The sequence below is a fragment of the Ramlibacter alkalitolerans genome, assembly GCF_016722765.1.
Lineage (GTDB): Bacteria > Pseudomonadota > Gammaproteobacteria > Burkholderiales > Burkholderiaceae_C > Ramlibacter > Ramlibacter alkalitolerans.
This window is the reverse complement of the sequence record NZ_JAEQND010000016.1, coordinates 37,501-62,398: the sequence shown is the minus strand read 5'-3', so window position 1 is coordinate 62,398 and position 24,898 is coordinate 37,501. Positions and strand designations below refer to the sequence as shown.

At 71.4% G+C, this 24,898-nt stretch carries 25 protein-coding genes (1 of these 25 cut by a window edge); 15 read left to right on the top strand and 10 right to left on the bottom strand.

The features are described from left to right. Positions 1–11 precede the first annotated feature (11 nt). From JI746_RS24080 to JI746_RS24055, 6 genes are all read left to right on the top strand, one after another. Positions 12–626, top strand: a complete 615-nt coding sequence (locus tag JI746_RS24080; RefSeq protein ID WP_201692838.1) for a YbhB/YbcL family Raf kinase inhibitor-like protein — start codon at positions 12–14, stop codon at positions 624–626. 122 nt (positions 627–748) lie between these two features. Next, positions 749–1,000 (top strand): hypothetical protein, encoded by a 252-nt coding sequence (locus JI746_RS24075; protein WP_201692837.1) that lies wholly within the window; start codon positions 749–751, stop codon positions 998–1,000. Positions 1,001–1,181: 181 nt separating this feature from the next. Then, positions 1,182–1,571, top strand: coding sequence for a response regulator (locus JI746_RS24070; RefSeq protein WP_201692836.1), 390 nt, complete (start codon positions 1,182–1,184; stop codon positions 1,569–1,571). A 37-nt stretch (positions 1,572–1,608) separates the two neighbouring features. Continuing rightward, positions 1,609–2,388, top strand: a complete 780-nt coding sequence (locus tag JI746_RS24065; protein ID WP_201692835.1) for a helix-turn-helix domain-containing protein — start codon at positions 1,609–1,611, stop codon at positions 2,386–2,388. A gap of 154 nt (positions 2,389–2,542) precedes the next feature. Continuing rightward, positions 2,543–3,505 carry a Bug family tripartite tricarboxylate transporter substrate binding protein gene (locus JI746_RS24060; protein ID WP_201692834.1) on the top strand — a complete coding sequence of 321 codons (963 nt, stop codon included), beginning with the start codon at positions 2,543–2,545 and terminating at the stop codon, positions 3,503–3,505. Between the two features lie 65 nt (positions 3,506–3,570). Continuing rightward, the gene (locus JI746_RS24055) at positions 3,571–4,941 is read left to right on the top strand and encodes a phosphomannomutase/phosphoglucomutase (protein ID WP_201692833.1); all 1,371 of its coding nucleotides are present in this window, start codon (positions 3,571–3,573) and stop codon (positions 4,939–4,941) included. 123 nt (positions 4,942–5,064) lie between these two features. Here JI746_RS24055 and JI746_RS24050 read toward each other — a convergent pair whose 3' ends face one another. Genes JI746_RS24050 through JI746_RS28275 form a run of 5 tightly spaced genes read right to left on the bottom strand, consistent with a single transcriptional unit; the run spans position 5,065 to position 10,737 of the window. Beyond that, a complete protein-coding gene (locus JI746_RS24050) occupies positions 5,065–6,105 on the bottom strand; it encodes a GNAT family N-acetyltransferase (RefSeq protein WP_201692832.1) in 1,041 nt (346 codons plus the stop codon). Further along, positions 6,044–7,114: a glycosyltransferase gene (locus JI746_RS24045; protein ID WP_201692831.1), complete on the bottom strand. Its 1,071-nt coding sequence runs from the start codon at positions 7,112–7,114 to the stop codon at positions 6,044–6,046. Before JI746_RS24045 ends, JI746_RS24050 begins: the two co-directional genes overlap by 62 nt. After that, entirely contained in the window at positions 7,111–7,962 is an 852-nt protein-coding gene (locus tag JI746_RS24040; RefSeq protein WP_201692830.1) for a PIG-L deacetylase family protein, read from the bottom strand. Before JI746_RS24040 ends, JI746_RS24045 begins: the two co-directional genes overlap by 4 nt. A gap of 4 nt (positions 7,963–7,966) precedes the next feature. After that, positions 7,967–9,634 (bottom strand): TIGR04290 family methyltransferase, encoded by a 1,668-nt coding sequence (locus tag JI746_RS24035; RefSeq protein ID WP_201692829.1) that lies wholly within the window; start codon positions 9,632–9,634, stop codon positions 7,967–7,969. A 26-nt stretch (positions 9,635–9,660) separates the two neighbouring features. Further along, positions 9,661–10,737: a CgeB family protein gene (locus JI746_RS28275; protein ID WP_201692828.1), complete on the bottom strand. Its 1,077-nt coding sequence runs from the start codon at positions 10,735–10,737 to the stop codon at positions 9,661–9,663. Between the two features lie 279 nt (positions 10,738–11,016). Here JI746_RS28275 and JI746_RS24025 point away from each other — a divergent pair, with 279 nt between their 5' ends. The 9 genes from JI746_RS24025 (at position 11,017) to JI746_RS23985 (ending at position 19,535) form a co-directional block, all read left to right on the top strand. Continuing rightward, on the top strand, positions 11,017–11,766 hold the full coding sequence (locus JI746_RS24025; protein ID WP_201692827.1) for an SDR family NAD(P)-dependent oxidoreductase: 750 nt from the start codon (positions 11,017–11,019) through the stop codon (positions 11,764–11,766). A 138-nt stretch (positions 11,767–11,904) separates the two neighbouring features. Next, positions 11,905–12,723: an enoyl-CoA hydratase family protein gene (locus JI746_RS24020; RefSeq protein WP_201692826.1), complete on the top strand. Its 819-nt coding sequence runs from the start codon at positions 11,905–11,907 to the stop codon at positions 12,721–12,723. Positions 12,724–12,733: 10 nt separating this feature from the next. Then, positions 12,734–13,504: an enoyl-CoA hydratase/isomerase family protein gene (locus JI746_RS24015; RefSeq protein ID WP_201692825.1), complete on the top strand. Its 771-nt coding sequence runs from the start codon at positions 12,734–12,736 to the stop codon at positions 13,502–13,504. Between the two features lie 11 nt (positions 13,505–13,515). Continuing rightward, positions 13,516–14,694 carry an acyl-CoA dehydrogenase family protein gene (locus JI746_RS24010; protein ID WP_201692824.1) on the top strand — a complete coding sequence of 393 codons (1,179 nt, stop codon included), beginning with the start codon at positions 13,516–13,518 and terminating at the stop codon, positions 14,692–14,694. 10 nt (positions 14,695–14,704) lie between these two features. Then, a complete protein-coding gene (locus JI746_RS24005; protein WP_201692823.1) occupies positions 14,705–15,409 on the top strand; it encodes a TetR/AcrR family transcriptional regulator in 705 nt (234 codons plus the stop codon). An 82-nt stretch (positions 15,410–15,491) separates the two neighbouring features. Next, positions 15,492–16,535 carry an NAD(P)H-dependent flavin oxidoreductase gene (locus JI746_RS24000; RefSeq protein WP_201692822.1) on the top strand — a complete coding sequence of 348 codons (1,044 nt, stop codon included), beginning with the start codon at positions 15,492–15,494 and terminating at the stop codon, positions 16,533–16,535. A 7-nt stretch (positions 16,536–16,542) separates the two neighbouring features. Continuing rightward, the gene (locus JI746_RS23995) at positions 16,543–17,787 is read left to right on the top strand and encodes a CoA transferase (protein WP_201692821.1); all 1,245 of its coding nucleotides are present in this window, start codon (positions 16,543–16,545) and stop codon (positions 17,785–17,787) included. Continuing rightward, a complete protein-coding gene (locus JI746_RS23990; RefSeq protein WP_201692820.1) occupies positions 17,784–18,764 on the top strand; it encodes an MBL fold metallo-hydrolase in 981 nt (326 codons plus the stop codon). The genes JI746_RS23995 and JI746_RS23990 overlap by 4 nt, the downstream gene beginning before the upstream one ends. Before the next feature lie 3 nt (positions 18,765–18,767). Then, positions 18,768–19,535 (top strand): LOG family protein, encoded by a 768-nt coding sequence (locus JI746_RS23985; protein WP_201692819.1) that lies wholly within the window; start codon positions 18,768–18,770, stop codon positions 19,533–19,535. A 19-nt stretch (positions 19,536–19,554) separates the two neighbouring features. Here the strand turns inward: JI746_RS23985 and JI746_RS23980 are convergent, their stop codons facing one another. From JI746_RS23980 to JI746_RS23960, 5 genes are all read right to left on the bottom strand, one after another. Then, complete coding sequence (locus JI746_RS23980) at positions 19,555–20,076, bottom strand: hypothetical protein (RefSeq protein ID WP_201692818.1); 522 nt, start codon at positions 20,074–20,076, stop codon at positions 19,555–19,557. A gap of 167 nt (positions 20,077–20,243) precedes the next feature. Then, positions 20,244–20,762 (bottom strand): hypothetical protein, encoded by a 519-nt coding sequence (locus JI746_RS23975; RefSeq protein WP_201692817.1) that lies wholly within the window; start codon positions 20,760–20,762, stop codon positions 20,244–20,246. Positions 20,763–20,900: 138 nt separating this feature from the next. Next, a complete protein-coding gene (gene lhpI / locus JI746_RS23970; RefSeq protein ID WP_201692816.1) occupies positions 20,901–21,839 on the bottom strand; it encodes a bifunctional Delta(1)-pyrroline-2-carboxylate/Delta(1)-piperideine-2-carboxylate reductase in 939 nt (312 codons plus the stop codon). A gap of 12 nt (positions 21,840–21,851) precedes the next feature. Beyond that, the gene (gene ftsH, locus JI746_RS23965; protein WP_201692815.1) at positions 21,852–23,858 is read right to left on the bottom strand and encodes an ATP-dependent zinc metalloprotease FtsH; all 2,007 of its coding nucleotides are present in this window, start codon (positions 23,856–23,858) and stop codon (positions 21,852–21,854) included. A gap of 83 nt (positions 23,859–23,941) precedes the next feature. Beyond that, on the bottom strand, positions 23,942–24,898 hold the 3' portion of the coding sequence (locus tag JI746_RS23960; protein WP_201692814.1) for a hypothetical protein. Its footprint extends 120 nt past the window's final position; the window shows 957 of its 1,077 coding nt (coding positions 121–1,077); its start codon lies off the right edge, out of view; it ends in the stop codon at positions 23,942–23,944.

Below are 24,898 nucleotides of genomic sequence, written 5' to 3'. Positions count from 1 at the left end.
TGGAGCCTTGCATGCTGGAGAAACTGCCGGAGCCCCTCGGCCATGCCTTGCGCGATGCCCGCGCCGGCATGGACAAGCTGGTCTTCAATCGCTGCGGGATGCGCGCGGGCCACGGCTCGCTCAAGCTCGGCAGCCTCGCCTTCGCCGACCATGCGCCCATCCCGGCGCGCTACACGGCCGATGGCGAGGGCGTGTCGCCGCCCCTGCACTGGAACGACGTGCCGCCCGCGGCTGCCAGCGTGGTGCTGATCGTGGAGGACGCCGACGCGCCCACGCCCGAGCCCCTGGTGCATGCGATCGTGGTCGATCTGCCCGCCGCCGACGGCGCCCTGCACGAAGGCGAACTGAACAGCCCGAAGCACGACGGCAGCGGCGCCCACGCGGGCCGCAACTCCTACCTGCGCTCCGGCTGGCTGCCGCCGGACCCGCCCACCGGCCACGGCACGCACCGCTATGCGTTCCAGCTCTTCGCCCTGGCCGCCGGCGACCCTTTCCCGGACAAGCCGGGGCGCTCCGACGTGCTCAAGGCGATCGAGGAGCGCGGCCTCGCCAGCGGCATCCTGATCGGCACCTACGAGCGCGACGGCTCGGAGAAGATCCGTACCGGCGCGGCGGTGGCAGCCTGAGCCCAGCCGATCCGTCCCTGCCGCGGTCGCCGCACGCCTACCCCCATGTAGGACCGCGTCCTACCCTCGATGGACGGCGTGCTTCGGATACTGAGCCATCCCCACCGATCAGGAAGCTTTCCATGACCAGCGCTGGCTCCCACACCGAAGACGAATTCGACCAGGATTTCGAAATCGGGGTCTGCGACGAGTCGTTCCACGTCTACGCCCGCATCATCATGCGCGGTGCCGACGGCGTCCGCCGCATCGAGAGCGACCTTGCCGACATGGGCTACGAATCGGTGACCATCGGCACCAGCGAGCAACTGCGCGGCTGCGACCTGCTGATGGTGCGCAAGCCGGCCGTGCCGGCGGTGACTCTGGGCCTGCGCTGAAGCCCTGACCGGGCGCCGCGGCCTCGCCGGCCGCGCGCAACTGCCGAGCCTCGCCTGCCCCGGCCTCGGAAAAGTCCGAGTCCGCCTCGGCGCCTGCCCCGGGCGCGATTCAGACGTGGACTAGGCCCCCATTCAGTGGGCGCCGATGGGTGAAAAACGCGGTGGACCGCATCATTCATGCATGTCCACCAGCAACGCATCCCTGAAGGTTTTCCTCGCCGAGGACTCCGCTCCCATCCGCGAACGGCTGCACGGCGTCTTCGCCCGCGCCCGGATGGACGTGGTCGGCGAGGCCGCCACGCCCGAAGGTGCGATCGACCAGATCCTCTCCCTGCACCCCGACGTCGTCGTGCTGGACATCCAGCTGGAAGGCGGCACGGGCATGCAGGTCCTGAAGGCCGTGCGCCAGGCCGACCCCAAGGTCGCCTTCGTGGTCTTCAGCAACAACTCCACGAACGTCTATCGCAGCCGCTACCTGAAGGAAGGCGCGGCCGGCTTCGTCGACAAGAGCACCGAATTCGACCAGCTGCCGCAGGCCGTCGCCAGCGCCGGCGCCAGCACCGTCCACTGAACCACGAACCGCCGCAGGAACTTCCATGAACGCCGCCATGCAAACCGCCCCCGCCGCCCCGGTCCGCTTCGTCCCGCGCGAGACCGCGCTGCGCACGCCGTCCGCTCCCGCCGCCGTGTCGACCCTGTGCTCGACCTGCCACCTCAAGGACCTGTGCCTGCCCTGCGGCCTGACGGGCAGCGACGTTCAGCGGCTCGACGGCCTGAAGTTCGCCCGCCGCCGCGTGAAGGAAGGCGAGGCGCTGTACCACGAGGGCGACCGCTTCCAGTTCGTCTACGCGGTGCGCAGCGGCACGTTCAAGTCCACGCTGAACCTGAAGGACGGCCGCGAGCAGGTCACCGGCTTCCAGATCGCCGGCGAACTCCTGGGCCTCGACGGCCTGGCCTCCGGCAAGCACGCCAGCAGCGCCATCGCGCTGGAAGACACCGAGATCTGCGCCATCCCCTACGCGCACCTGACGGAGCTGGCCACCGTCAGCCCCGACCTGCACATCGCGATGTCGCGCATGATGAGCCGCGAGATCGTGCGCGAGCACGGCCTGATGATGCTCCTGGGCAGCATGAACGCGGAACAGCGCCTGGCCGCCTTCCTGCTCAATGTCAGCCAGCGCCTGAAGGCCCGCGGCTACTCCGCCACCGAATTCCACCTGCGCATGATGCGCGTGGACATCGGCAGCTACCTCGGGATGAAGCTCGAGACCGTGAGCCGCACCTTCACTGCCTTCCAGCAGCAGGGCCTGCTGAAGGTGGACAAGAAGCACGTCAAGATCCTGGACCTCGAGGGGCTGCAGGCGATCTTCGACGGCCAGGTGCACTGATTCACGGGCCTGGGCGACAGTTTTCCGGCGCGGAGGAACGAAAGTTCCGGCGCCGCGGAACCAAGGTCGCGATCTGCGGCGATGAATGCTTTCGCCTGCAGACAGCCACTCCGCCTGCGGCTAGATTTTCAGCAACGAATCTGGAGAGGGCGAAATGAAGCGGGTCCTGTGGTTGCTGGCAATGGTCCTCGCGCTCGCGGCGGGAGCGCCGCGCGCGCAGGACTTCCCGCGCCAGCCGATCCGCATCATCGTTCCCTTCGCGCCGGGCACCGCCGCCGATGTCCTGGCCCGCGTCGTGGCGGACGAACTGAAGGCCATCCTCGCGCAGCCGGTGGAGATCGAACACCGTCCCGGGGCCACCGGCCTGGTGGGCACCGGCAGCCTGGCGCAGGCGCCGGCGGACGGCTACACCATCGGCCTGGGCGTCGAGGCGACGCACGTCACGATCCCCCTGATGAAGAAGAAGGTCGCCTACGACCCGGTGAACGACTTTACCCCCCTGACCCTGGCCGTGCGCACCACGATGGCGATCGCCGTCAACCCGGCCGTCGTGCCCGTGACGGACCTGCCCGGCCTGCTGCAGGTGGCGAGGACGCGGCCGGGCGGCCTGTCCTTCGGCACCATGGGCGAGGGCTCGCCGCAGCAACTGATCGGCGAGCTGCTGAAGCAGCGCACCGGCGCCCCCCTGGCGCACGCACCCTATGCCGGGTCTGCCGCCGCGATCGAGGACCTGCTGGCCGGCAAGGTCGGCATGGTCATCACGCCGCTGGCCACCGTTGCCCCCCACCAGGACAAGCTGCGGATCATCGCCGTGGCCGACGCGACGCGCGTTGCCGGCTTCCCCTCGGTGCAGGCCATCGCCGACCCGCTGCCCGGTGTCGTCGTCACGGGCTGGGCGGGCTTCTTCGCCCCGGCCAGGCTGCCGCCCGCGGTGGCGGCGAAACTCTCCGGCGCGATCGCGGCTGCCTTGCACAAGCCGGCGGTCATGGAGGCCTTGCGCAAGCGCTCCATGGAGCCCGCGGCCACTTCGGCCGACGAATTCCGCGCGCTCCTGAAGTCCGAGCTGGCCACCTGGGGGCCGGTGGTCGAGAAAGCGCACATGCGCAGGCCCGACTGAGGCTGCGCGCTCCCCGGAGCAAGGGCGGGACCTGCCTAGAATGGCGCGGCCCCAGGAAGGACCCCATGCGCATCCCTGCCGGCCTGTTCAAGGCCTACGACATCCGGGGCGTGGTCCCCACCAGCCTCGATGCGGAGCTTGCCGAAGCGCTCGGCCGGGCCTACGGCGCGCTGGCGCAGGCGCATGGCGAGTCCACCGTGGTGGCGGCGCGGGACGGTCGGCTGAGCGGGCCCGCCTTGCACGCGGCCCTGGTGCGCGGCCTCGCGGCCAGCGGCATCGGCGTGATCGACATCGGCATGGCCAGCACCCCCATGCTGTACTTCGCCGCCAGCACCATCGCCCGCGTCGGCGTGCAGGTGACCGCCAGCCACAACCCGCGCGACCACAACGGCTTCAAGCTGATGCTGCAGGGCCGCGCCGTCTGCGGCGAGGAACTGCAGCAGCTGCGCCGCACGATCGAGGACGAGGCCGCACCGCCGGCGGCGCAGCCCGGGACGGTCCGGCGGGCCGACGTCTTCGAGGCGTACCGCGAGCGCATCGCCGGCGACATCCGGCTGGCGCGGAGGATGAAGATCGTGCTCGATTGCGGCAACGGCGTGCCCGGCGCGACCTCGCCCGCGGTGTTCCGGGCCGTCGGCTGCGAGGTGATCGAACTCCATGCGGAGGTGGACGGCAACTTCCCGAACCACCATCCCGACCCGAGCCGGCCGGAGAACCTGCAGGACCTGGTCGCCGCGGTGCGCGACAGCGGCGCCGAACTGGGCTTGGCGCTCGATGGCGACGGCGACCGCCTGGGCGTCGTCACGCGCAGCGGCAGGATGATCTTCCCGGACCGGCAGCTGATGCTGCTCGCGCAGGACGTGCTCACGCGCGTGCCGGGCGCGTCCATCGTGTTCGACGTCAAGTGCACGCAGCGGCTGGCCCCGGCCATCGCCGCGGCGGGCGGGCAGCCGGTGATGTACCGCAGCGGCTATCCGCTGCTGAAGGCGCGCATGCAGGAACTGGGTGCCCCGCTGGCTGGCGAGATGAGCGGGCACATCGTGTTCGGCGAGCGCTGGTACGGCTTCGACGACGCCACCTACGGCGGCTGCCGGCTGCTGGAGATCCTGTCGCGCCATCCGGATGCCAACGCCGTGCTGGAGGCGCTGCCTTCCAGCGTGGCGACGCCGGAACTGCACGTGCCCTGTGCGGAGGGCGAGGCGCACCGCATCGCCGCGCAACTGGTGGAGCGGGCACGCTTTCCGGAGGCCCAGGTGTCCACCATCGACGGCCTGCGGGTGGACTGGCCCGATGGTTTCGGCCTGGTGCGGGCGTCCAACACCACGCCGGTGCTGACGCTGCGGTTCGAGGGCGACACCCGCGAGGCGATGGAGCGGATCGAGGCGACGATGCTGGCGTTGCTGCGGGAGGTGAAGCCGGATGCGCGGGTGGAATGATTGCTTGTCGGATGTAGGCTGGTGGTGAGCCGCGAAGCGCGAACCCCAGCGCTTCGCGGATCGCTTCGGTGGCGGCGCTTCGCGCATCGCTGGGGTTCCGGCGCTTCGCGCGTCACCGCCAGCCTACGAACGCCACCGGCGCAACGCGAACCTCGCCTCGTCCACTGCCCCCCACCGGTACTTGTACGCCTCCTGCCCGCGCAGGAAATCGAAGGCCGTCGCGCCTTCCGCGCGCGCCTGCGCGATCGCGTGCGCAACCAGCAGCGTGCCGGGGCTGATCGCCGCCTGCGCGGGATCGAAGCCGCCGAGGTAATACTGCCAGCGCCGCCCGTGCGCGAGGCAGTACAGCACGGCCACGATCCGGCCGTCCACGCGCAAGGCCTGGAGCCGCAGCAGCCCCGCGGCCTGCAGTTGCGGCGCGGCTTCGCGGTGCATTGCCCGCACGCGCGCATCCTGCAATACGCCCGACTCGCCGCGGCCAGCCCAGCGCTGCGCGTGCAGCCGCTCGAGCGCGGCCAGGAACTCCTCGATGTGCTGCGCGCCGGCCGTCTCGCAGGTGACCGTGCCGGCGCGCTCGCCGCGGCTGCGGCAATGGCGCACGTTGTCGCGCATCGCCTTGGGCATCGCCTGCGCAGCGCGCAGGTCGAGCACGGGGTGCGGCTCGCAGGCGCGGATCTCCTGCTGCCATCCCGGGGGGCAGGGCAGATCGAGCACCAGCGAGCCGGCGCGCTGCTGCGGGCATGCGATGGCATCGAAGTCCGCGCGCGCAGCGAGCTGCGCGGCGATGCAGCACAAGGCCTGCGCCTCCCATCCGGGCCGCACCAGCACGGTGAGGTCGTCGCTCGTCGCGATGCCCAGCGGAAACAGCTGCCGCCGCTCGCCATCGGGGTAGACGTACAGCGGCGCGAGGGCGACCAGTTCGCCCGCCGGTGAGCGCACGGCAGTCGCCGCGAGGGTGCCGCGGGCGATGTGCCGCCACCAGGGCAGCAACCAGGCGGGATGCTGGAACGGCGTGGCGTCCGGGACTTGCGCCCACAGCGCCTCCCACTCGGCGCGCAGCCGCTCCAGCGCGGCCGGCGACGCGATCGCCTGCGCGCGCGCTTCAGCGGGTCGCGTCGGCGGCGACGTCGTGCTGCGTGCGGCGGGCGAGCTGTCGGTACACATCGAAGTAGCGGGCGACCATGCGTTCCAGCGTGAAGCGTTCGCGCGCCACCGCGCGGCAGCGCTCGGGATCGAGCTGCGCGCAGGCCGCGATCGCGGCTGCCATTTCCGCGGCGTCGCGCACCAGGAATCCCGTCACGCCCGGGTCCACCATCTCGGGAATCGCGCCGCTCGGGTACGCCACCACCGGCGTGCCGCAGGCGAGCGCCTCCATCGCGACCAGGGAGCTGGTCTCCGGCGCGAGCGTGGGCAGGAGCAGGCAGCGCGCGCCCGCCAGCAGTCGCCGCTTGCGGGCGAAATCCAGGGGACCGAGGAACAGGCGTTCCCGATCGAGCCGCGGCGTGATGTGCTCCCAGTAGTACTGCTGGTGCGCCTGGTAGGGAAAGACCGCGCCGCCCAGCAGCACCGGGAAGTTCGCCAGCCTTCCGGCCTCCAGCGCGACGTGCAGGTTCTTCTCCGGGCAGATGCGGCCCAGCGCGATCGCGTAGCGCCGCTTGTGCACGCGGCAGTCGAGGGCCTGCACCGGCACGCCGTTGGGAACGGGTGGCAGCAGGCGCGCGCCTGGCGGGCAGGCCGCGTGCTGCGCGTGCGAGACGCAGTGCAGGTGCACGTCCTCCCGCGGCAAGGAGAAGATTTCCGCCGGGTACCAGGAAGGCGGCAGGTGCAGCGTGGCCAGGAGCGGCGCCGCACCGGGCGGCGGCAGGTAGGCCGCGAAATCGACGCCGTGCAGGTGGATCACGTCCGGCGCATGGCGGGCGACGGCCGCGCGGATGGCGCGCCGGTGTTCCGCCCAGGCGATGCTGCGCTGCGCGTCGGCTATGGGGCCCGGGATCGCCGGCACGGCCTGCAGCGTGCCCTGCACGCGCGAACCTTCGGCGGCCACGACGATGGAGCGGTGCCCCGCCCGGACCAGTGCCGCATCGAGCTGCGACAGCACCTGCTCGGCGCCGCCGACCGCGTCCGGGCCCACTGCGGCGAAGGGATAGGCGACATTGAGGACGGTGAAGCTCACGCCGTGCGCTCCAGTCCCAGTTCCTGCAGCGCCTGCGCCGCGAGCGAGCGGAAGCGCTCGCCCGTCATGCCCCAGGGCTGGCGCTCGTAGTGCAAGGGCCCTGCGTGCGGCGGCTGCAGGAAGTCGTAGCCTGCGGCGCGCCGGTAGCACTCCACCGCGACGGGCAGGTAGGGCAGGGTGTGGCGCTGCGTGGCGAAGCGATCGAGCAGGGCGCGCTTGCGTTCCTGTTCCTCCGGCGTCAGGTGCAGCACCGTGTCCTCGGGGCCGACGCCCACGAAGGTGCCGGCGCGAAAGCCCTCCTGGCCTGCGTGGTAGCAGGCCATCTCCACGACCGCCGGCGTGCGGCGCCCCTGCTGCGCCAGCAGGCGGGCGGCCGCGTGCACGGCGAAGGCGGTGGCATCGTGGTCCGGGTGGCCGCCCTCGTAGGGGTGCGTGAGCACGGCCTCGATCGCATGCTGCTGCAGCAGGGCCGTGAGCAGGCGCGCGATCCCGGCCAGGTGCAGCGCCGCTTCCTGGTCGGTGTAGCCCAGGATGCGGATGTGGTCGGCGGGAATCCCGCAGGAGCCGAGCACGTCCTGCAGTTCGCCGGCACGCGCATGGGCGTATTCGTCCGGCGTCAGGTTGTAGCGCGCGGCGTCCAGGCCGTCGCGCGGCGAACCGTCGGTGACGCAGACGAATTGCGCGCTGGCCAGGCGGGCGAGGCGAAAGCCGGCGAAGGCCGTCTCGTCGTCGGGGTGCGCACCGACGACCATGGTGCGCGGCAGCGAGGCGGGCGCCTGCGCTTCGGGGGCGGCGAGCGCGGCGATCAGCGCCGCGCCCGCATCGCTGGCCTGGGTGACGATGGTCATGGTCTCAGCCCCCGGCCCCCGCGGCGGGATACACGGCGCGCGGACCGTCCGGCCCCGGCGGCACGTCGACGCGCTTGCACAGGAACACTTCCTCTTCGGGGTGGGCGACGATCTGGAAGCCGGCGCTGCGCAACATGGCCGCACTGCAGGCCGCATTGGGCACCCACCAGTTGGTCTCGTCGTGCGAATACTTCTTCTCGATGAAGTGCAGCCGGGGGTAGCCGGGCCGCTCGAAGATGTCGGTCTGCCAGAAGTCGTAGTCCTCGCGCAGCGGCTCCATCTCGGGGCTGCCGCGTTGCAGCGACTGGTACACCAGCAGGTCGCCGGCGACGTGCTCGTGGACCAGGTCCAGCGCCAGCAGGGGGTGGCGCAGGTGGTACACGAGCCCCATGAACAGCACGATGTCGAACTTCTCGCCCAGCGCGCCGATGTCGTACACCGACATGCGGCGGAAATCGACGTCCTCGAAACCAAGCACCTCGGCGGCGAAGCGCGCCTGGTTCAGGTAGTAGTCGTCGAAGTCGATGCCGACCACGCGGCTCGCGCCGCGCTTCTTCATCTCGAAGGAATAGAAGCCGGCGTTGCAGCCGATCTCGAGCACCGACTTGCCCGCCAGGTCTTGCGGGATCACGTGCGCGAAGCGCTTCCACTTGATCATCGGGAAGTCGCCCAGGAAGTGCGCGGGCGCCGTGCGCACGCCGTACAGGTCCAGGTTCTGGAACCAGTCGCCGAGCCTGCGCACGCCGTCCTCGATCTCGCCGCGGGTGAACTGGCGGCGCGCGCGCGCAAGGGTCACGGGCCGCTGCGTGCCCGCGTCACCGTGCGGCGCGGTCAAGGCGGTGGGCGACCACGGGGCGGATACGGCTTCGACGCCCTTGTCCACCGAAAGCGGCTGGCCGTCGTGGCTGCAGATCGTGGTGGGCCGCGGTCCGGCATCTTCCTGCCGCGGCTGGCGGCTGGCAAGCAGCGTCAGGGCCTGCCGGTAGCCGTGCACGGTGCCGACGTCGACATACGCCTCGCCGGCCCGCACGCCGACGGCGCGTCCGCCCCGCTGGATGTAGGCATTGACCAGGGTGCCGATGTATTCGTCGCGGCGCTCGCGTTCCTGCCACAGCGCGTGGAGTTCGTGCAGCACGGCGCCCGGCATGCGGAAGGCGCCCCAGATCCAGTTGGACTTCGCGTCCGGATGCTTGACCTGGATCTCCTGCACCTTGCCGTTCTCGTCGGTGATGACGGCATCGAAGGCCTGGGGCCGGTCGACGGGGAAGAGCAGGAAGGACAGCGCATCGCCCGGCAGGGCCGCCAGGCCGTCCTCGGGGAACCAGATCGTGTCGGGCAGCCCCACCACCACCGGCTCGTGCGGCTGGATCAGCGGACAGGCGCGGAAGATCGCATCGCACAGCCCGCCGGCCTGCGGCTGCACCACGTAGCAGATGTCGGCGGAGCGCAGGCCGCAGCCGTAGTACTGCACGATGTCCGACTTGCCCGGCCCCACGACGAAGCAGATGCGGGTCGTGCCGGCGCGCAGCATGCGCTCGACCAGGAACTCGCTGACGGCGCGCGGCCGCTCGACTTCGCCGTCCATGCTGCTGCCCACCGGCAGCAGTTCCTTGGAGAAGCCGAGCGGCTGGATCCGCGTGCCCATGCCAGCGGCCGGAATGATGCCCCACATGGTCGAAGCTCCCTGTGTCGTCGTTCTCAGGCCGCCGCGGCGGGGGCGCGCGCGTCTTCGAGCAGGCGCTCGAGTTCGGCGGCGCGGTGGTCCGACGTGTGTTCGGCCAGCACCCGGTCGCGGGCGTCCCGCGCGATGCGCGCGAGCTGCGCATCCTCCAGGTCCAGCGCGGCCAGCGCCTCCTGCGTGCTGCGTGCGACCAGGATCTCGCGCCCGGGTGCGAGGAAGGCGTCCAGGCCTTCCCACCAGTCGCTCAGCACGGGCGTGCCGCAGGCCGCGGCCTCGAACAGCCGGCCGGAGGGGCAGTGGCCGTTCTGCGCCATCGCCTGTCGCGTGACGCTCAGCGTCAGGCGCGAGGACGAGAAGAAGGCCGCATGCTCCGAAGGCGGCATGTGGCGCACGAAGCGGATGTTGTCCGTCCAGGGGAAATCGGCCGGGTACTGCGCGCCGCCGATCAGGAAGGTGCGCTCGGGGCGCAGCCTGGCCGGCTCGATCAGGAGGTCCTGCAGCGCCGCCTGGCGGTCGGCCGCGTACGTGCCGAGATAGGACAGCGCGCTGCGGTAGTTGTCGCGCGCCGGCACGCGGCAATGTACCTGCGGGTCGACGTGGCCGTACAGCGTGTGCACCTGGCGCGCGCCGAGCAGCAGGCGCAGCTGGCCCAGCGCGGCGCCGCCCGTATAGCTGAGGACGAGGCCGAAGTCGCGCAGCCCGCGCGCGCCGATGTAGGGAACGCTGCGGCCGGCTTGGAGCGTCTCCAGCGTGACCGGCGTGTCCAGGTCGTAGAAGACGCGCAGCGCGGTCGACGACGCCTCCACCATCAACTCGGTGGCGGCAATGCCGTCGGGACAGTAGGAGGTGACCATCGCGACGTCGGCAGCGGCGAGCTCGCGCCGGCCCCGCGCGCGGGTCGCATCCCAGTCGGGGTAGAGCACGAGTTCGCCGCCGGGCAGCTCCACCAGGTCGCGCGCGCCGGCGTACCAGGGCACGTCGCGCTCGAAGAAGACGAGCTGGTGGCCGCGCCGCGCGAGCGCCCGCCAGAGGCCGCGCCAGAGCGTCGCGTGGCCGTTGCCCCAGGACGAGCTCACCGTGAGGCCGAAGATCACGAACCGCATGGTCGCGCGCGAAACAGCTGGAGCATCTGCACCTTCCCCGGTCGGGGTCCTTGTCGTGCCGGGCCAATATAGCCAGTTGCGCGCCCGTGCGGGGGCGCCTGCAGGAGGTCGTGACACGCAGCCGCTGCTGGACCGGAAGCCCTGTCGCGCGGGGAGCGTGCGCGGGCAATCCCTAGGTGCGCCGCAAGTGCGACCTTGACGTGGCGCAAGGATCGCCGCCGAGTGACTGAACGATCATTCATTCACACGCACGGTCTGGAGGAGACGCTCATGCAACTGGCGGGGAAAACGGCGGTCGTCACCGGCGCCGCATCGGGAATCGGTCAGGCCACGGCGCACAAGCTCGCCGCGGCCGGCGCCTTCGTGCTGCTGGCCGACATCGCGGACGAAGGCGGCAGGCAAGCGGCGGCCGAGATCCGCGCGCAGGGCGGCAAGGCGGAGTACCTGCGCATGGACGTCACCGATCTCGACTCGATCGCGGCGTTCCGCGTCGAGGCCTATCGGCTGTCCGCGCACGTCGACATCGTCGCCAACGTCGCCGGCTGGGGGAAGATCCAGCCCTTCCTGGAGAACACGCCGGCCTTCTGGCGCAAGGTGGTCGACCTGAACCTGATGGGGCCGATCGCCGTCTCGCATGCGTTCCTGGGCGGGATGATCGAGCAGGGCCAGGGCGGCAAGATCGTCACGGTGGCCAGCGACGCGGGGCGCGTCGGCAGCCTGGGCGAGACCGTCTATTCCGGCGCGAAGGGCGGCGCGATCGCCTTCACCAAGAGCCTGGCGCGCGAGGTGGCGCGCCACAACATCAACGTCAACTGCGTCTGCCCGGGACCCACCGCGACCCCGCTGCTCGCGGCCGTGCCGGAAAAGCACCAGGAGGCCTTCGTCAAGGCGACGCCGATGCGGCGGCTGGCGCAGCCCTCGGAGATCGCCGATGCGGTGCTGTTCTTCTGCAGCGACCAGTCGGCATTCGTCACGGGGCAGGTGTTGAGCGTGAGCGGGGGCTTGACGCTCGCAGGGTGAGTCCCTGGCGCCCTGGCGCGATTCGTAGGCTGGTGGTGAGCCGCGACAGCGCGCGAACCCCAGCGCTGCGCGCAAGCGCTGGGGTTCGCGCAGCTCACCACCAGCCTACCTGCACCACCACCCATCCCAGGAGACACCATGTACAAACTCAAGGCTTCTGAATTCCGCCCGCGGCACTTCAAGCTCGAAGTCGCCGACCGCGTCGCGACCATCACCCTCAACCGCCCCGAGCGCAAGAACCCGCTCACCTTCGACAGCTACGCGGAGTTGCGCGACACCTTCCACCGCTTCCAGTACGTCGACGACGTGCGCGTCGTCGTGCTCACCGGCGAGGGCGGCAACTTCTGCTCCGGCGGCGACGTGCACGACATCATCGGACCGCTGGTGGGACTGCCCATGGACGGCCTGCTCACCTTCACCCGCATGACCGGCGGCCTGGTCAAGGAGATGCGGCAGTGCCCGCAGCCGATCATCGCGGCCGTCGACGGCGTGAGCGCCGGCGCCGGCGCCATCCTGCCCATGGCCTGCGACCTGCGCTACGGCACGACGAAGACGAAGACGGCCTTCCTGTTCGTGCGGGTCGGCCTGGCGGGCTGCGACATGGGCGCCTGTGCCATCCTGCCGCGGCTGATCGGCCATGGCCGCGCCTCCGAACTGCTCTACACCGGCCGCGCGATGACGGCGGAGGAAGGGCTCGCGTGGGGCTACTTCAACGAACTGGTTCCGGCCGACGCACTGCAAGGCAAAGCGAGGGAGATGGCACTGACGCTCGCCAACGGTCCCGCCTTCGCGCACTTCATGACCAAGAAGTGCCTGCACCAGGAATGGAACCAGTCGATCGAGCAGGCGCTGGAAACGGAAGCCGAGGCGCAGGCGATCTGCATGCAGACGCGCGATTTCGGCCGCGCGTACCACGCCTTCGTGGCGAAGCAGACGCCCGTGTTCCAGGGCGACTGAGGACCCGCGCATGGACACCGCACGCGACCCGATCACGCTCGCGGTCGAGGGCGGCATCGCGATCGCGACCCTCGATCGCCCGCCCGTCAACGCGATCGATGACGCCTGGGTGGCGCGGCTGGAGGCCGTCCTCGACGAGATCGAGCCGCGCGCCGAGGTGCGCGTGCTGTGGATCCGCAGCAGCGGCCGCGCGTTCTGCGCCGGCGCCGACCTGGCGCTCATGCGCGATCGCTTCGCCAGCGAAGCAGGGCGCGCGCAGATGGTGGCCTTGACGCGCGCGATGCAGCAGGTGTTCGCGCGCATCGAACGCAGCAGCAAGGTCTCGATCGCGGAGATCCGCGGTGCCGCGCTCGGCGGCGGGCTGGAACTCGCGCTGGCCTGCGACATCCGCATCGTGGCCGACGGCGCGAAGCTCGGCCTGCCGGAGGCGCGGCTCGGCCTGTTGCCGGGCGCCGGCGGCACGCAGCGCCTCACGCGCCTGTGCGGCGACGCGGTGGCGCGGCGGATGATCCTGGCCGCCGAGGTGATCGACGCCGCCCGCGCCGTCGCCTGGGGCATCGCGCAGGACTGCGTGGCCGCGGACCGGATCGAACACGAGGCACGGGCGCTGGCGCAGCGCATCGCCGCAAGCCCTGCACCGGCGCTGACCGCCTGCAAGCGCTGCATCACCGCCGCCGTGGAGCGCAACGAAGACGGCTTCGCGGCGGAGCTCGAAGGCACCACGCTGCTCTATGCGCAGCCCGAAACCCAGGCGCTCGTGCGCGCCTTCCTCGCCCGTTGAAGGAGCCCCGCATGTACCACGACCAGGGCTGGCTCGAATGGCCCTTCCTCGCGCCGCACCACCGCGCGCTGGCGCGCGACCTCGAAGGCTGGTGCACCACGCAACTGCCCGACGCGCACCCGCAGGACACCGATGCCGCCTGCCGCGACCTGGTGCGCCAGCTGGGCGCCGCCGGCTGGCTGCGCTACGCGGTCGGCGGCATCGCCTGGGGCGGCGCCAGCGACGCCATCGACACCAGGGCGATCTGCGTGCTGCGCGAGACGCTGGCGCGCCATGCCGGCCTGGCCGATTTCGCCTTCGCGATGCAGGGGCTCGGCTCGGGGGCGATCACGCTGCACGGAACGAGCGCGCAGAAGAAGCGCTATCTCCCGCGCGTGGCGGCGGGAGAAGCGATCGCGGCCTTCGCCTTGTCGGAGCCGGACTCGGGCTCCGATGTCGCCGCCATGCAGTGCACCGCGCGCGCCGAGAGCGACGGCTACATCCTCGACGGCGAGAAGACCTGGATCTCCAACGGCGGCATCGCCGACTTCTACGTGGTGTTCGCGCGCACCGGCGAAGCGCCCGGCGCCCGCGGGCTGTCCGCCTTCATCGTCGATGCCGATGCGCCCGGCCTGGAGATCGCTCAGCGCATTCCGGTGATCGCGCCGCACCCGCTCGCGCGCCTGCGCTTCACGGGCTGCCGCGTGCCCGCAGCGCAGTGCCTCGGCGAGCCGGGGCAGGGCTTCCGCATCGCGATGCAGACGCTCGACATCTTCCGCACCTCCGTCGCCGCCGCGGCGCTGGGCTTCGCCCGCCGCGCGCTGGCCGAAGCGCTGGCCCGCGCGACCACGCGGCGCATGTTCGACCAGCTCCTGTGCAACTTCCAGATCACCCAGGTCAAGCTCGCCACGATGGCCACCGGCATCGACAGCGCGGCGCTCCTCACGTACCGGGCGGCGTGGTTGCGCGACCAGGGCCGCAAGGTCACGCGCGAAGCGGCGATGGCGAAGATGCAGGCGACGGAGACGGCGCAGCAGGTGATCGACGCGGCGGTGCAGATGTGGGGCGGCCTCGGCGTGGTCTCGGGGCATCCGGTGGAGCGCCTGTACCGCGAGATCCGCGCATTGCGCATCTACGAGGGCGCCACCGAGGTGCAGCAGTTGATCATCGCGCGCCAGACGCTGGCGGCGTTCGGCGAGGCCGGCCGATAGAATCCGGCGCATGGCGCTGCAGGTCGTCAGCAAGGTGGAAGTCCCGGAGCTGGTGGAGAAGCGCCGCGGCCAGATCCTGAAGGCGGCCATCGAGCTGTATGGCCGGCAGGGCTACCACGTCACCACCATCCGCGAAGTGGCGCACCGCGCCAAGGTGAGCGTCGGCCTCATCTACCAGTACGTCGCGGACAAGGAAGACGTGCTGTTCCTCGCGCTGGTCGAAGTCCTGGACTCCTACCTGCGCGAGATCCCCCTGGCCCTGGAAGGGCTCACCGATCCGATGGAGCGCTTCTGCGCCGCCGTGCACGCCTATGGCCGCGTGATCGACGCGCGCATCGACGCCACGCTGCTGGTGTACCGCGAGACCAAGTCGCTCGGACGCCCGCGCCGCGAGCTGCTCAAGGCCCGGGAAATCCAGAGCAACCAGCTCATTTCCGATGCCATCGAGGCGTGCGTGCGCGCCGGGCTGTTCGACGCAGTGGACGTGGAGATGCTCACGTACATGATCGTGATGTTCTGCCACGCGTGGGCGCTGAAGTCCTGGCGCTTTCGCGGCCGCCTCACCATCGACGCGTACCTGGACCGCGGGCTGAAGCTGATGCTGGAGCCGGTGGTCACGCCGAGCGGCAGGCGCGGCTTCTTGGCGGTCGCGTCGCGCCCCGCCGCAGCGCCTGGCCCCGCGACCAAGGCACGCAAGCCGCGCCGTCCCGCGTAGCATCACGTCACCCCCGCGTGCGGCAGGCTCTTTCCACCTGCTGCACGATCGTGCCTTCCTCCACCGACCTTCACGCGCCGCCATGAGCCTCACCGAACTGCTTGGCATCTCCGTTCCCCTCCTACAGGCCCCCATGGCCGGCGTGCAGGGCAGTGCCCTCGCCATCGCGGTGTCGAATGCCGGCGGGCTCGGCGCGCTGCCTTGCGCCATGCTGGCACCGGACGCCTTGCGCAAGGAACTCGCCGCGATCCGCGCGCAGACGGACCGGCCCTTCAACGTCAACTTCTTCTGCCACACGCCGCCGCAGGCCGATGTCGCGCGCGATGCCGGCTGGCGCGCGCGGCTGGCGCCGTACTTCGCCGAGCTGGGCGCGGATCCGGCATCGATCCCGACCGGTCCCGGGCGCCTGCCCTTCAACGCCGAGGCCGCCGACCTGCTGGCGGAATTCCGCCCGCCGGTCGTGAGCTTCCACTTCGGCCTGCCGTCGCCCGAACTGCTGCAGCGTGTGCGGGCCTGGGGCGCGCGCGTGCTCTCGTCGGCCACCACGGTGGAGGAGGCCCGCTGGCTGGAAGAGCGCGGCGTCGATGCCGTCATCGCGCAGGGCTCCGAGGCCGGCGGCCACCGCGGCATGTTCCTGTCGCAGGACCTGAACACACAGATCGGCACGCTGGCCCTGGTGCGCCAGGTGGTTGAGGCGGTCAAGGTGCCGGTGATCGCCGCCGGCGGCATCGCCGATGCGCGCGGCGTCGCGGCCGCGATGGCCATGGGCGCAGCCGGCGCGCAGGTCGGCACCGCCTACCTGCTGTGCCCGGAGGCGACCACCAGCGCCTTGCACCGGCAGGCGCTCGGGAGCGAGGCCGCCCGTGTCACGGTGCTCACCAACGTCTTCACCGGCCGGCCGGCGCGCGGCATCGTCAACCGCGTGGTGCGCGAACTCGGTCCCATGAGCGATGCCGCACCCGCATTTCCGCAGGCGGCGCCCGCGATGGGCGTGCTGCGCGCGAAGGCCGAGGCGATGGGGCGGTCCGACTTCTCGCCGCTCTGGTCGGGGCAGAACGCCAGCGGCTGCAAGGAGATCCCGGCCGCCGACCTCACCCGCGAACTGGCGCGCGGGTGCGCGGCATGAGGGCGGCATGACCTATCCCTTCCTGTCCGGCCTGCGGGTCGTCGAGAGTTCAGCCTTCATCGCGGCGCCGCTGGCGGGACTGGCGCTGGCGCAGCACGGCGCCGACGTGATCCGGGTCGACATGATCGGCGGCGGCATCGACTACGGCCGCATGCCGCGCATGCCGCGTGGGCAGGGCCGCGGCCGCAGCCTCTACTGGACGGCCCTGAACAAGGGCAAGCGCTCGATCGCGATCGACCTGCGCCGCCCCGAGGGCCGCGAACTGGTGCAGCAACTGGCCACCGCGCCGGGGCCGGACGCCGGCGTGCTGCTCACCAACATCGGCACGCCCTGGCTCGCGCACGAGGTGCTGGCCGCGAAACGCCCCGACGTGATCACCTGCACCATCCAGGGCAACCCGGACGGCTCCACCGCCCTGGACTACACCGTGCATTGCGCCACCGGCTATCCCGCCATCACCGGCGGCGGCTCGCTGGAGCGCCCGGTCAACCAGGTGCTGCCGGCCTGGGACATCAACTGCGCCTACCAGGCGGCACTGGCCATCGCCAGCGCCCTGCATGCGCGCTCGCGCTCCGGCCAGGGCGCGCAGCTGAAGCTGGCGCTGTCGGATGTCGCCTTCACCACCTTGTCGCACCTGGGCGTGCTGGGCGAGGCGGAACTGCTGCAGCAGGACCGGCCGTCGCTGGGCAATCACCTGTATGGCGCCTTCGGGCGCGACTTCTGCACCGCGGACGGCGCCCGCATCATGGTGGCGGCGATCTCGATCAACCAGTGGAAGGCGCTGGTGGGCACCTGCGGCATCGCCGAGCCGATCGCCGCGCTGGAGCGCCGGCTCGGCCTGGACTGCAGCGACGAGGAGCAGCGCTTCGAGGCCCGCGACGCGATCGCGGCCCTCATCGAGCCGTGGTTCGCCGCCCGCACGCGCGAGCAGGCGGAGGCGGCGCTGGAGGCGAACAAGGCCTGCTGGGGCCGCTACGACACGCCCACCGGCCTCCTGGCGCACGACGCGCGCGTGAGCGCCGCCAACCCGGTGTTCGAGCGGATCGCGACGCCCGGGGTCGGCACGCACCTGTCGGCCGGCACTGCGGTGCGCGCGGCGGGAATGGAGCGCGCGCCGACCGCGGGTGCGCCGCTGCTGGGAACGCACACCGACGAAGTGCTGCACGAGGTGCTGGGGCTGGACGCCGGTGCGGTCGGGCGCCTGCACGACGCCGGCGTGGTCGCGGGGCCGCAGCGGGATCCCTGCGCATGACGCTGCCGCAGGAGGCCGGCGACGAGCGCCTGGCGCACGGGATCACCGTCGTCGACACCGGCTTCGTGCGGCCCCGGTTCGATGCCGCCTACCTGGTGGTGGAGGAAGGCCGGGCCGCGGTGATCGACACCGGCACCAATGCGGCGGTGCCGCGCATCCTCGCGGCGCTGGCTGCGCAGGGCCTGGAGCCGGCGCAGGTGGACTGGGTGATCCCTACGCACATCCACCTGGATCATGCCGGCGGCGCCGGCCTGCTGATGCAGCAACTGCCGAACGCGCGCCTGCTCGTGCATCCGCGCGGGGCGCGCCACATGGTCGATCCCTCGCAGCTGATGGCGGGCGTGCGGGCGGTGTACGGCGAGGAGGCCGTGCGGCGCGACTACGGCGAACTGGTGCCGGTGCCGGCGCAGCGGGTGCTCGCGGCCGAGGACGGGATGGTGGTGCACCTGGCGCAGCGGCCCCTGCGCCTGCTGGACACGCCGGGGCATGCGCGCCATCACCTCTGCGTGTGGGACGAGGCGAGCGGCGGCTGCTTCACCGGCGACACGCTGGGCGTCTCCTATCGCGAGTTCCACACGGCGCGCTGGCACTACGCGCTGCCTTCGAGCTCGCCGGTGCAGTACGACCCGGTCGCCTTGCATGCGTCCGTCGCGCGCCTGCTCTCGCTGCGGCCGGCGCTGGCATTCATCACCCACTACGGTGCGGTGGCACAGGTGGAGGCACAGGCGGACATGGTGCTGCGCCAGAGCGACGCGATGGCGGCGCTGGCGCAGCGGCTGCGCGATGCGCCCGATTTCGGACCGCGCCTGCGCGATGGCCTGCGCCGGATCTACCTGGCGGAAGCGCGTTCGCGCAAGGTGGGGCTCGGCGACGACGAGATCCTCCAGCTCGTGCAGGCCGACGTGGAGCTGAACGCGCAAGGGCTGGCCATCTGGCTGGGCAGCGGCAGCGCGCCGGCCGGCGCAGCGGCACAATGAACCATGAACCCGGACGATCCGCCTGCACGTCCCCTGGCGTACCGCGATCCTGAATTCCTGGACAGCGAGGAGGCGCGGCCCTTGCGCATCCTGGCCGAGTACCTGGGGCCCGTGCGGGCCTTCCGCGAGCAGGGCGTGCGCGACACCATCGTCTTCTTCGGCTCCGCCCGGCTGGCGGCGGACGGGCCGCTGGCCCCCTATTACGACGCGGCGCGCGAACTCGCCCGGCTGGTCACCGCCTGGTCGGCGCAGCTCCCCTCGCATGGCCGCAAGTACGTGGTGTGCACGGGCGGCGGCGGCGGAATCATGGAGGCGGCGAATCGCGGCGCCCTGGAGGCGGGCGGCCGCAGCATCGGCCTGAACATCGGGCTGCCGCACGAGCAGCGGCCCAACGCGTACATCACGCCGGAGCTCAGGTTCGAGTTCCACTACTTCTTCATGCGCAAGCTGTGGTTCGCCCACCTGATGCGCGCGCTGGTGGTGTTCCCCGGTGGCTTCGGCACGCTCGACGAGCTGACGGAGATCCTGACGCTGATGCAGACGCGCAAGATCGAGCGCCGCATCCCGATGGTGCTGTTCGGGTCCGCTTACTGGAAGGAAGTGATCAACCTCGAAGCGCTGGTGCGGCACGGAATGATCGCCGCCGCCGACCTCGAGCTGCTGCAGTACGCCGACGACCCCGTCACGGCGCTTTCATTGCTGCAGGCCGGCATCGACAGCGAAGGTGACGGCGGCGCGCCCGCGATCGCGCACTCGCGCACGCCCGAGTGAGGGTTGACGGCGCGGGCGCCTAGGCCTCGCCCATGTGCACCCACTCGGCTTCGTCCAGCCGGTGGATGAAGCGCGCCAGCTGCTCCAGGCAGCCGTGCCGCTCGGCCCACTCCACGTGCTCGCGAAAGCGCAGGCGCTTCTGCAGGCCGGACAGCTGCGGCCACAGCCAGGCCTGCAGGGGCGGCGCCGGCAGGTCCTGCCGGTGCTGGCCTCCGAGCAGCTCGTAGAGCTCGGCCCAGCGCCGCGGATGCGGGCAGACACGATTGTTGCGGCGCGCCAGGATCATCAGCGTGTGGGCGGTGAGCAGGTGGGGGCGCGCTTCGGTGACGACGACTTCGCCCATGCCGCTTCCGGTGCGCAGCTCGGCGAGGTCGGAGGGCTCGGTGGGCGCGAAGGCGAGGTCGAGCCGCAGCGAGGCCTCGTGCCAGAGTTCCCAGGCCGAGTCGCCCCCTTCCTGGGCTTCGGGCACGGGCAGGCGGGACGACCAGCTCTCCGCTCCGGCGGAGCTGGTTTTCTCCCGTGTTTCGCGCTGACGTGCCATGCACCAAGGGTAAGGCCGCAGGCGGGCAAGTCATCTGTAAGACCTGCAATGGAATGATGCGCGGACCGCCCTGGAAGGCGTGCGCGTCACGATCCGACACATCCGCACCGATCGGGTGCTCGCGCGGCTGACAATCAGCCTTGCGCGTCAGCTTCCTGGGTGGCGTCCTAAGCCTCGCCCATGTGCAGCCAGTCGGCTTCGGCGAGCCGCTCCATGAACAGCGCCACGGGCTTCAGGCGCCGGTGCCGCGCAGCCCATTCGATGTGCTCGCGAAAGTACAGGCGCTTCTCCAGCGACGACAGTTCGGCCCATCGCGCCGGCTGCACGGGCGGCGGCCGCAGGTCGTGCGAGCGTGCGCCGCCCAGGGTTTCGTACAGGAGCGCCCAGGCGCCGGGCCGGGGGCAGACGCGGTTGTTGTGGCGTGCCGCGACCACGAGCACTTCCGCGGTGAGTGGGTGCAAGGCGGGCGCGGACGGTGGAGGCGGCGGGCTGCTGGCGCACTCCATGGCAGCGGCCTGCGAGGGTTGCGTGGGCGCGAAGCCGAGTTCGAAGCCGCGCTCCGCCTCGCGCCACTGTTCCCACAGCGACGGGCCGCCCTCGCGGGCGTCCGGAGCCGGCATGGTGTAGGGCCAGTGGGCGGTCTTCCAGTCGTCGGTGCTGGGCCGGGGGCGGGAGTGGCGTGCCATGCGCGCAGACTAGGCCGCGGGGGCGGCGCCTGCAGCAGCGTGTTGCGCCGCTTCGCGGTTACTAATCCCGTGAATTCGGCGCGCTTCGCGCGGAGCGCCGCGCCGGGGAACGTTTTGCGTTGCCTGCGTCGGCGCCGCTCAGGTCGCGCTCGCGGCCTCGTACACCAGGATCGCCGCCGCGAGGTCTTCCAGCGCGCTGCCGACGGACTTGAAGACCGTGCGTTCATCGTCGCGCGTCCGTCCCGTCGCCTCCGCGTGCGCCAGAGTCTCCAGCGTGCCGCGCACGTCGGCGGCCGCGATCACGCCGCGCTGCAGGGGACCCAGCAGCTCGCCGCTTTTCTTCAGCGCCTCCGCGGTGTCGACGTACAGCGAGGCACCGGCGAAGCAGGCGTCATCCGCCTCGCGCATCGCGGGGGTGAAACTGCCGATCAGGTCCAGGTGCGAGCCGCGCGCGAGCCAGGCGCCTTGCACCACCGGCGCGGTGGCCAGCGTGGCGCAGCTCACGATGTCTGCCTCCGCACAGGCGGCGGCGAGGTCGGTGACGGCGTGCGCGGGCAGGCCCTGGTCGGCCCAGGCTTGCGCCAGCATCCCGGCACTGCCCCGGGAGCGCGCCCACACGCGCACCTCGGCGAGTTCACGCACGGCACGGTAGGCCGCCGGCAGTTCGCGCGCCACGCGGCCGGCGCCCACCACCAGCAGCCGGCGCGCATCGGCGCGGGCCAGCCAGCGCGCGGCCAGCGCCGATGCTGCGGCGGTGCGACGCGCCGTGATGACGTCGCCATCCATCAGCGCGAGCGGCACGCCGGTGCTGCCGTCGTAGAGCAGGTAGGTCGCATGCAGGCCGGGCAGGCCGCGCTTCGCATTGCCCGGCGCGATGTTGATCGTCTTGATGCCGTAGTAGCGGCCCGGCAGCCACGCCGGCATGATCAGCGAGGTGAGGAAATTGGAATCTGACCCCAATTCATGGACGTGGCGCGTGGGCACCTCGCAGCCGCGCGCGAACATCGCCTCGAGGGCGGGGACGAGCCGCTCGTAGGGCAGGGCGGCCGCGGTGGCGGAGGCATCGTAGATGCGCATGGGTGCGCACGATCATGCCTTGAGCGGCCGCGTCTCCAGGTCGGGTGCGCGGGCCAGGCCGGTGGCGTCCAGGATCTCCTGCTCGGACAAGGTCTCCTTGTTCAGCAGGGCCTGCACCAGCGCGTCGAGGGCGCGCCGGTTCTGGTGCAGCAGGCGCTTGGCCTCGCCATGGCACTCGTTGATGATCCGCTGCACTTCGGCGTCGACCAGGCTCGCGGTCTGCTCGCTGAAGGGCTTCTCGCCCATGAAGGCGCCGCCGGTGCCCAGGTAGGCGTTCTGCGGCGGCGCGAGCTGCACCATGCCGACGGCATCGCTCATGCCCCAGCGCGTGACCATGTTGCGCGCCATGTTGCTGGCCTGCTCGATGTCGTTCTCCGCGCCGGTGGTGCGGGTGCCGTACACCACTTCCTCGGCGGCGCGGCCGCCCAGCATGCCGATGATGCGGGCACGCAGGTAGTCCTCGGGGTAGTTGTAGCGGTCGGTCTGCGGGCGCTGGTAGGTCACGCCCAGCGCCTGCCCGCGCGGCACGATGCTCACGCGGTGCACCGGATCGGCCCCCGGCACCAGGATGCCGAGCAGCGCGTGCCCGCTCTCGTGGTAGGCGATGCGCTCGCGGTCGTCGGGGCCCAGCAGCAGCGGCCGCTCCGGGCCCAGCACGATCTTCTCCAGCGAATCGAGGAAGTCCTTGTGGTGCACCGCGGCCTCGTTGCGGCGCGCGGCCAGCAGCGCCGCCTCGTTCACCAGGTTCTTCAGGTCGGCGCCGGAGAAGCCGGGCGTGGCCTGCGCCAGTTCCTCCAGGCTCACGTCGTCGTCCAGCGGCACCTTGCGCACGTGCACTTCGAGGATCGCCTTGCGGCCGGACTTGTCGGGCAGGTTGACGACCACGCGGCGGTCGAAGCGGCCGGGCCGCAGCAGCGCGCGATCGAGCACGTCGGGCTGGTTGGTGGCGGCCAGCACGATGATGCCCTCGCGCCCGCTGAAGCCGTCCATCTCCGTGAGGATCTGCTGCAGCGTGTGTTCCTGCTCGCTCGCGCCGCCGATCGACATCTGGCCGCGGGCGCGGCCGATGGCGTCGATCTCGTCGATGAAGATGATGGCCGGCGCGTTCTCGCGCGCCTGCTTGAACAGGTCGCGCACGCGGGCCGCGCCCACGCCGACGATCATCTCGACGAACTCGGACGCGCTCATGGAGAAGAAGGGCACGCCGGCCTCGCCCGCCACCGCCTTGGCCAGCAGCGTCTTGCCGGTGCCGGGGGAGCCGATCAGCAGCACGCCCTTGGGCGCGGTGCCGCCCAGGCGGGTGTACTTCTCCGGCGCCTTGAGGAAGTCGACGATCTCCACCAGTTCGTTCTCGGCCTCGTCGATGCCGGCGACGTCGTTGAAGGTGACGCGGTTCTCCGCATCGGCCGCGTCGTAGCGCTTTGCGCGGCTGCGGCCCATGCCGAAGATGCCGCCCATGCCACCGCCGCCGCCTTGCCCCGCGGCGCGCCGGTACATCCAGACGTAGAAGGCGATCAGCAGGATCGCGGGGCCGAAGCCGAACAGGAGGGTGGACCAGCCGCTGCCCTGCTGGATCGGCACCGCGCTGATCTCCACGCCGTGCGAGATCAGGAAGGGTTCGAGATCGCGGTCGAAGAAGGCGGGCAGCTCGGTGGTGAACATGGTCGCCTGGCGCGCGGGCAGGCGGGCCTGGGCGCGTTCCGCCGCGGGCGCCTGCGGCGGCAGCTTCTGCTGGCGCATCTCCTCCGGCGGCCAGGTGACGGGCGCCTTGAAGCGGCCCTCGATCGCCGTGCCGCGGCTGTAGATCGCCGCCACGTTGCCCTTGCCCGCCTGGTCGCGAAAGGCGGTGTAGGGCACCGTCACCGGCGCATCGCCGGCCGGATACAGGTAGCTCATCACCAGGTAGTTGACGAGCAGGATCAGGGCAAACAAGCCCCACACCTTGCGCGGCGGCATGCGCGTGGGCGGCGGGCGCACGCCCGACGGGGGCGTCTTGGGGGGCAGCTTGAATCCGTTCATGCGGGTGTTCGATGCGGACGAGCCCCCATCATGACGCGCGAAAGCCGCCCGCGGGCGGCTTTCCGGTCGGGCGCGAAGGTCGCCTACGCTGCGATGCGCTCTTCGCGCGCCAGGCGGTTGCCGGCCAGGCGGGCGTCGATCAGGCCCACGACCTCCTGCAGGTCGCGGTTCGCCAGGCCAAGCTGCACGGCGAGGCGGCGCACCAGCGCGTCGACGCGCTCGATGTTCTGCGCGCCGGCGTCGAGCGCACGGGCGGCGGACGAGGGCTTCTTCAGCGAAGCCGCGGCCTGCGCGTACTTCTCGAAGGGCACCAGGTCGGCCGGGTCGGCGCCGAGGCGGCAGCACAGGTCCGCCACCCAGGCGTAGATCGCCCGCGAGCGCTCGATATCGCCGTGCACGGCCTCCTGGATGGCGATCATCCCGTGCGGGCGGATGCAGCGGTAGTTGCCGGTCATCAGCATCGGCCACTTGGCGAGCGGCACGAACAGCGACTCGTGCACCTTCAGCTTCACCGGGATGTCGAGGACTTCGCCGCCGACGGCGAAGCGCGCGTCCTCGATGTCGGCTTCCAGCCGGCGCAGCAGGCGAGTGGCCGCCTCGCCGCTGAAACGCGCCGCCTTGAAGTTGGTGGGCAGGCCGACCTGCAGCACGTTCTTCGGCTCGCCCACCGGGCGGAAGGCCTGCGGATCCGGGCTGGCGAGCGTCACCAGTTCCGGGTCGAAGGCAGCCCACAGCTCCGGATCGGTGTAGCAGTCCTTCAGCAGGTCCGCCTGCACGCGCGCGATGCGCCGCAGGTAGGGCAGCGGCGGCATGTTCATGATCGCCAGGCAGGGAATGCGGGCCTGGGCGATGCGCTGCATCAGGCCGCGCACGCCGGGCTCGCCGTACTGGGATTCCTGCATGCCCAGCACCGCCAGGTCGAAGCTTTCCGGCTGCACCTGGTCGGGCGTGGCGGCCTGCAGGAGGCCGGGCAGGTCGCGCGAGGCGATCTCCACCAGCCCTTCCCGGCCCTTGACGGGGAAGCGCACGATCGTGCCTTC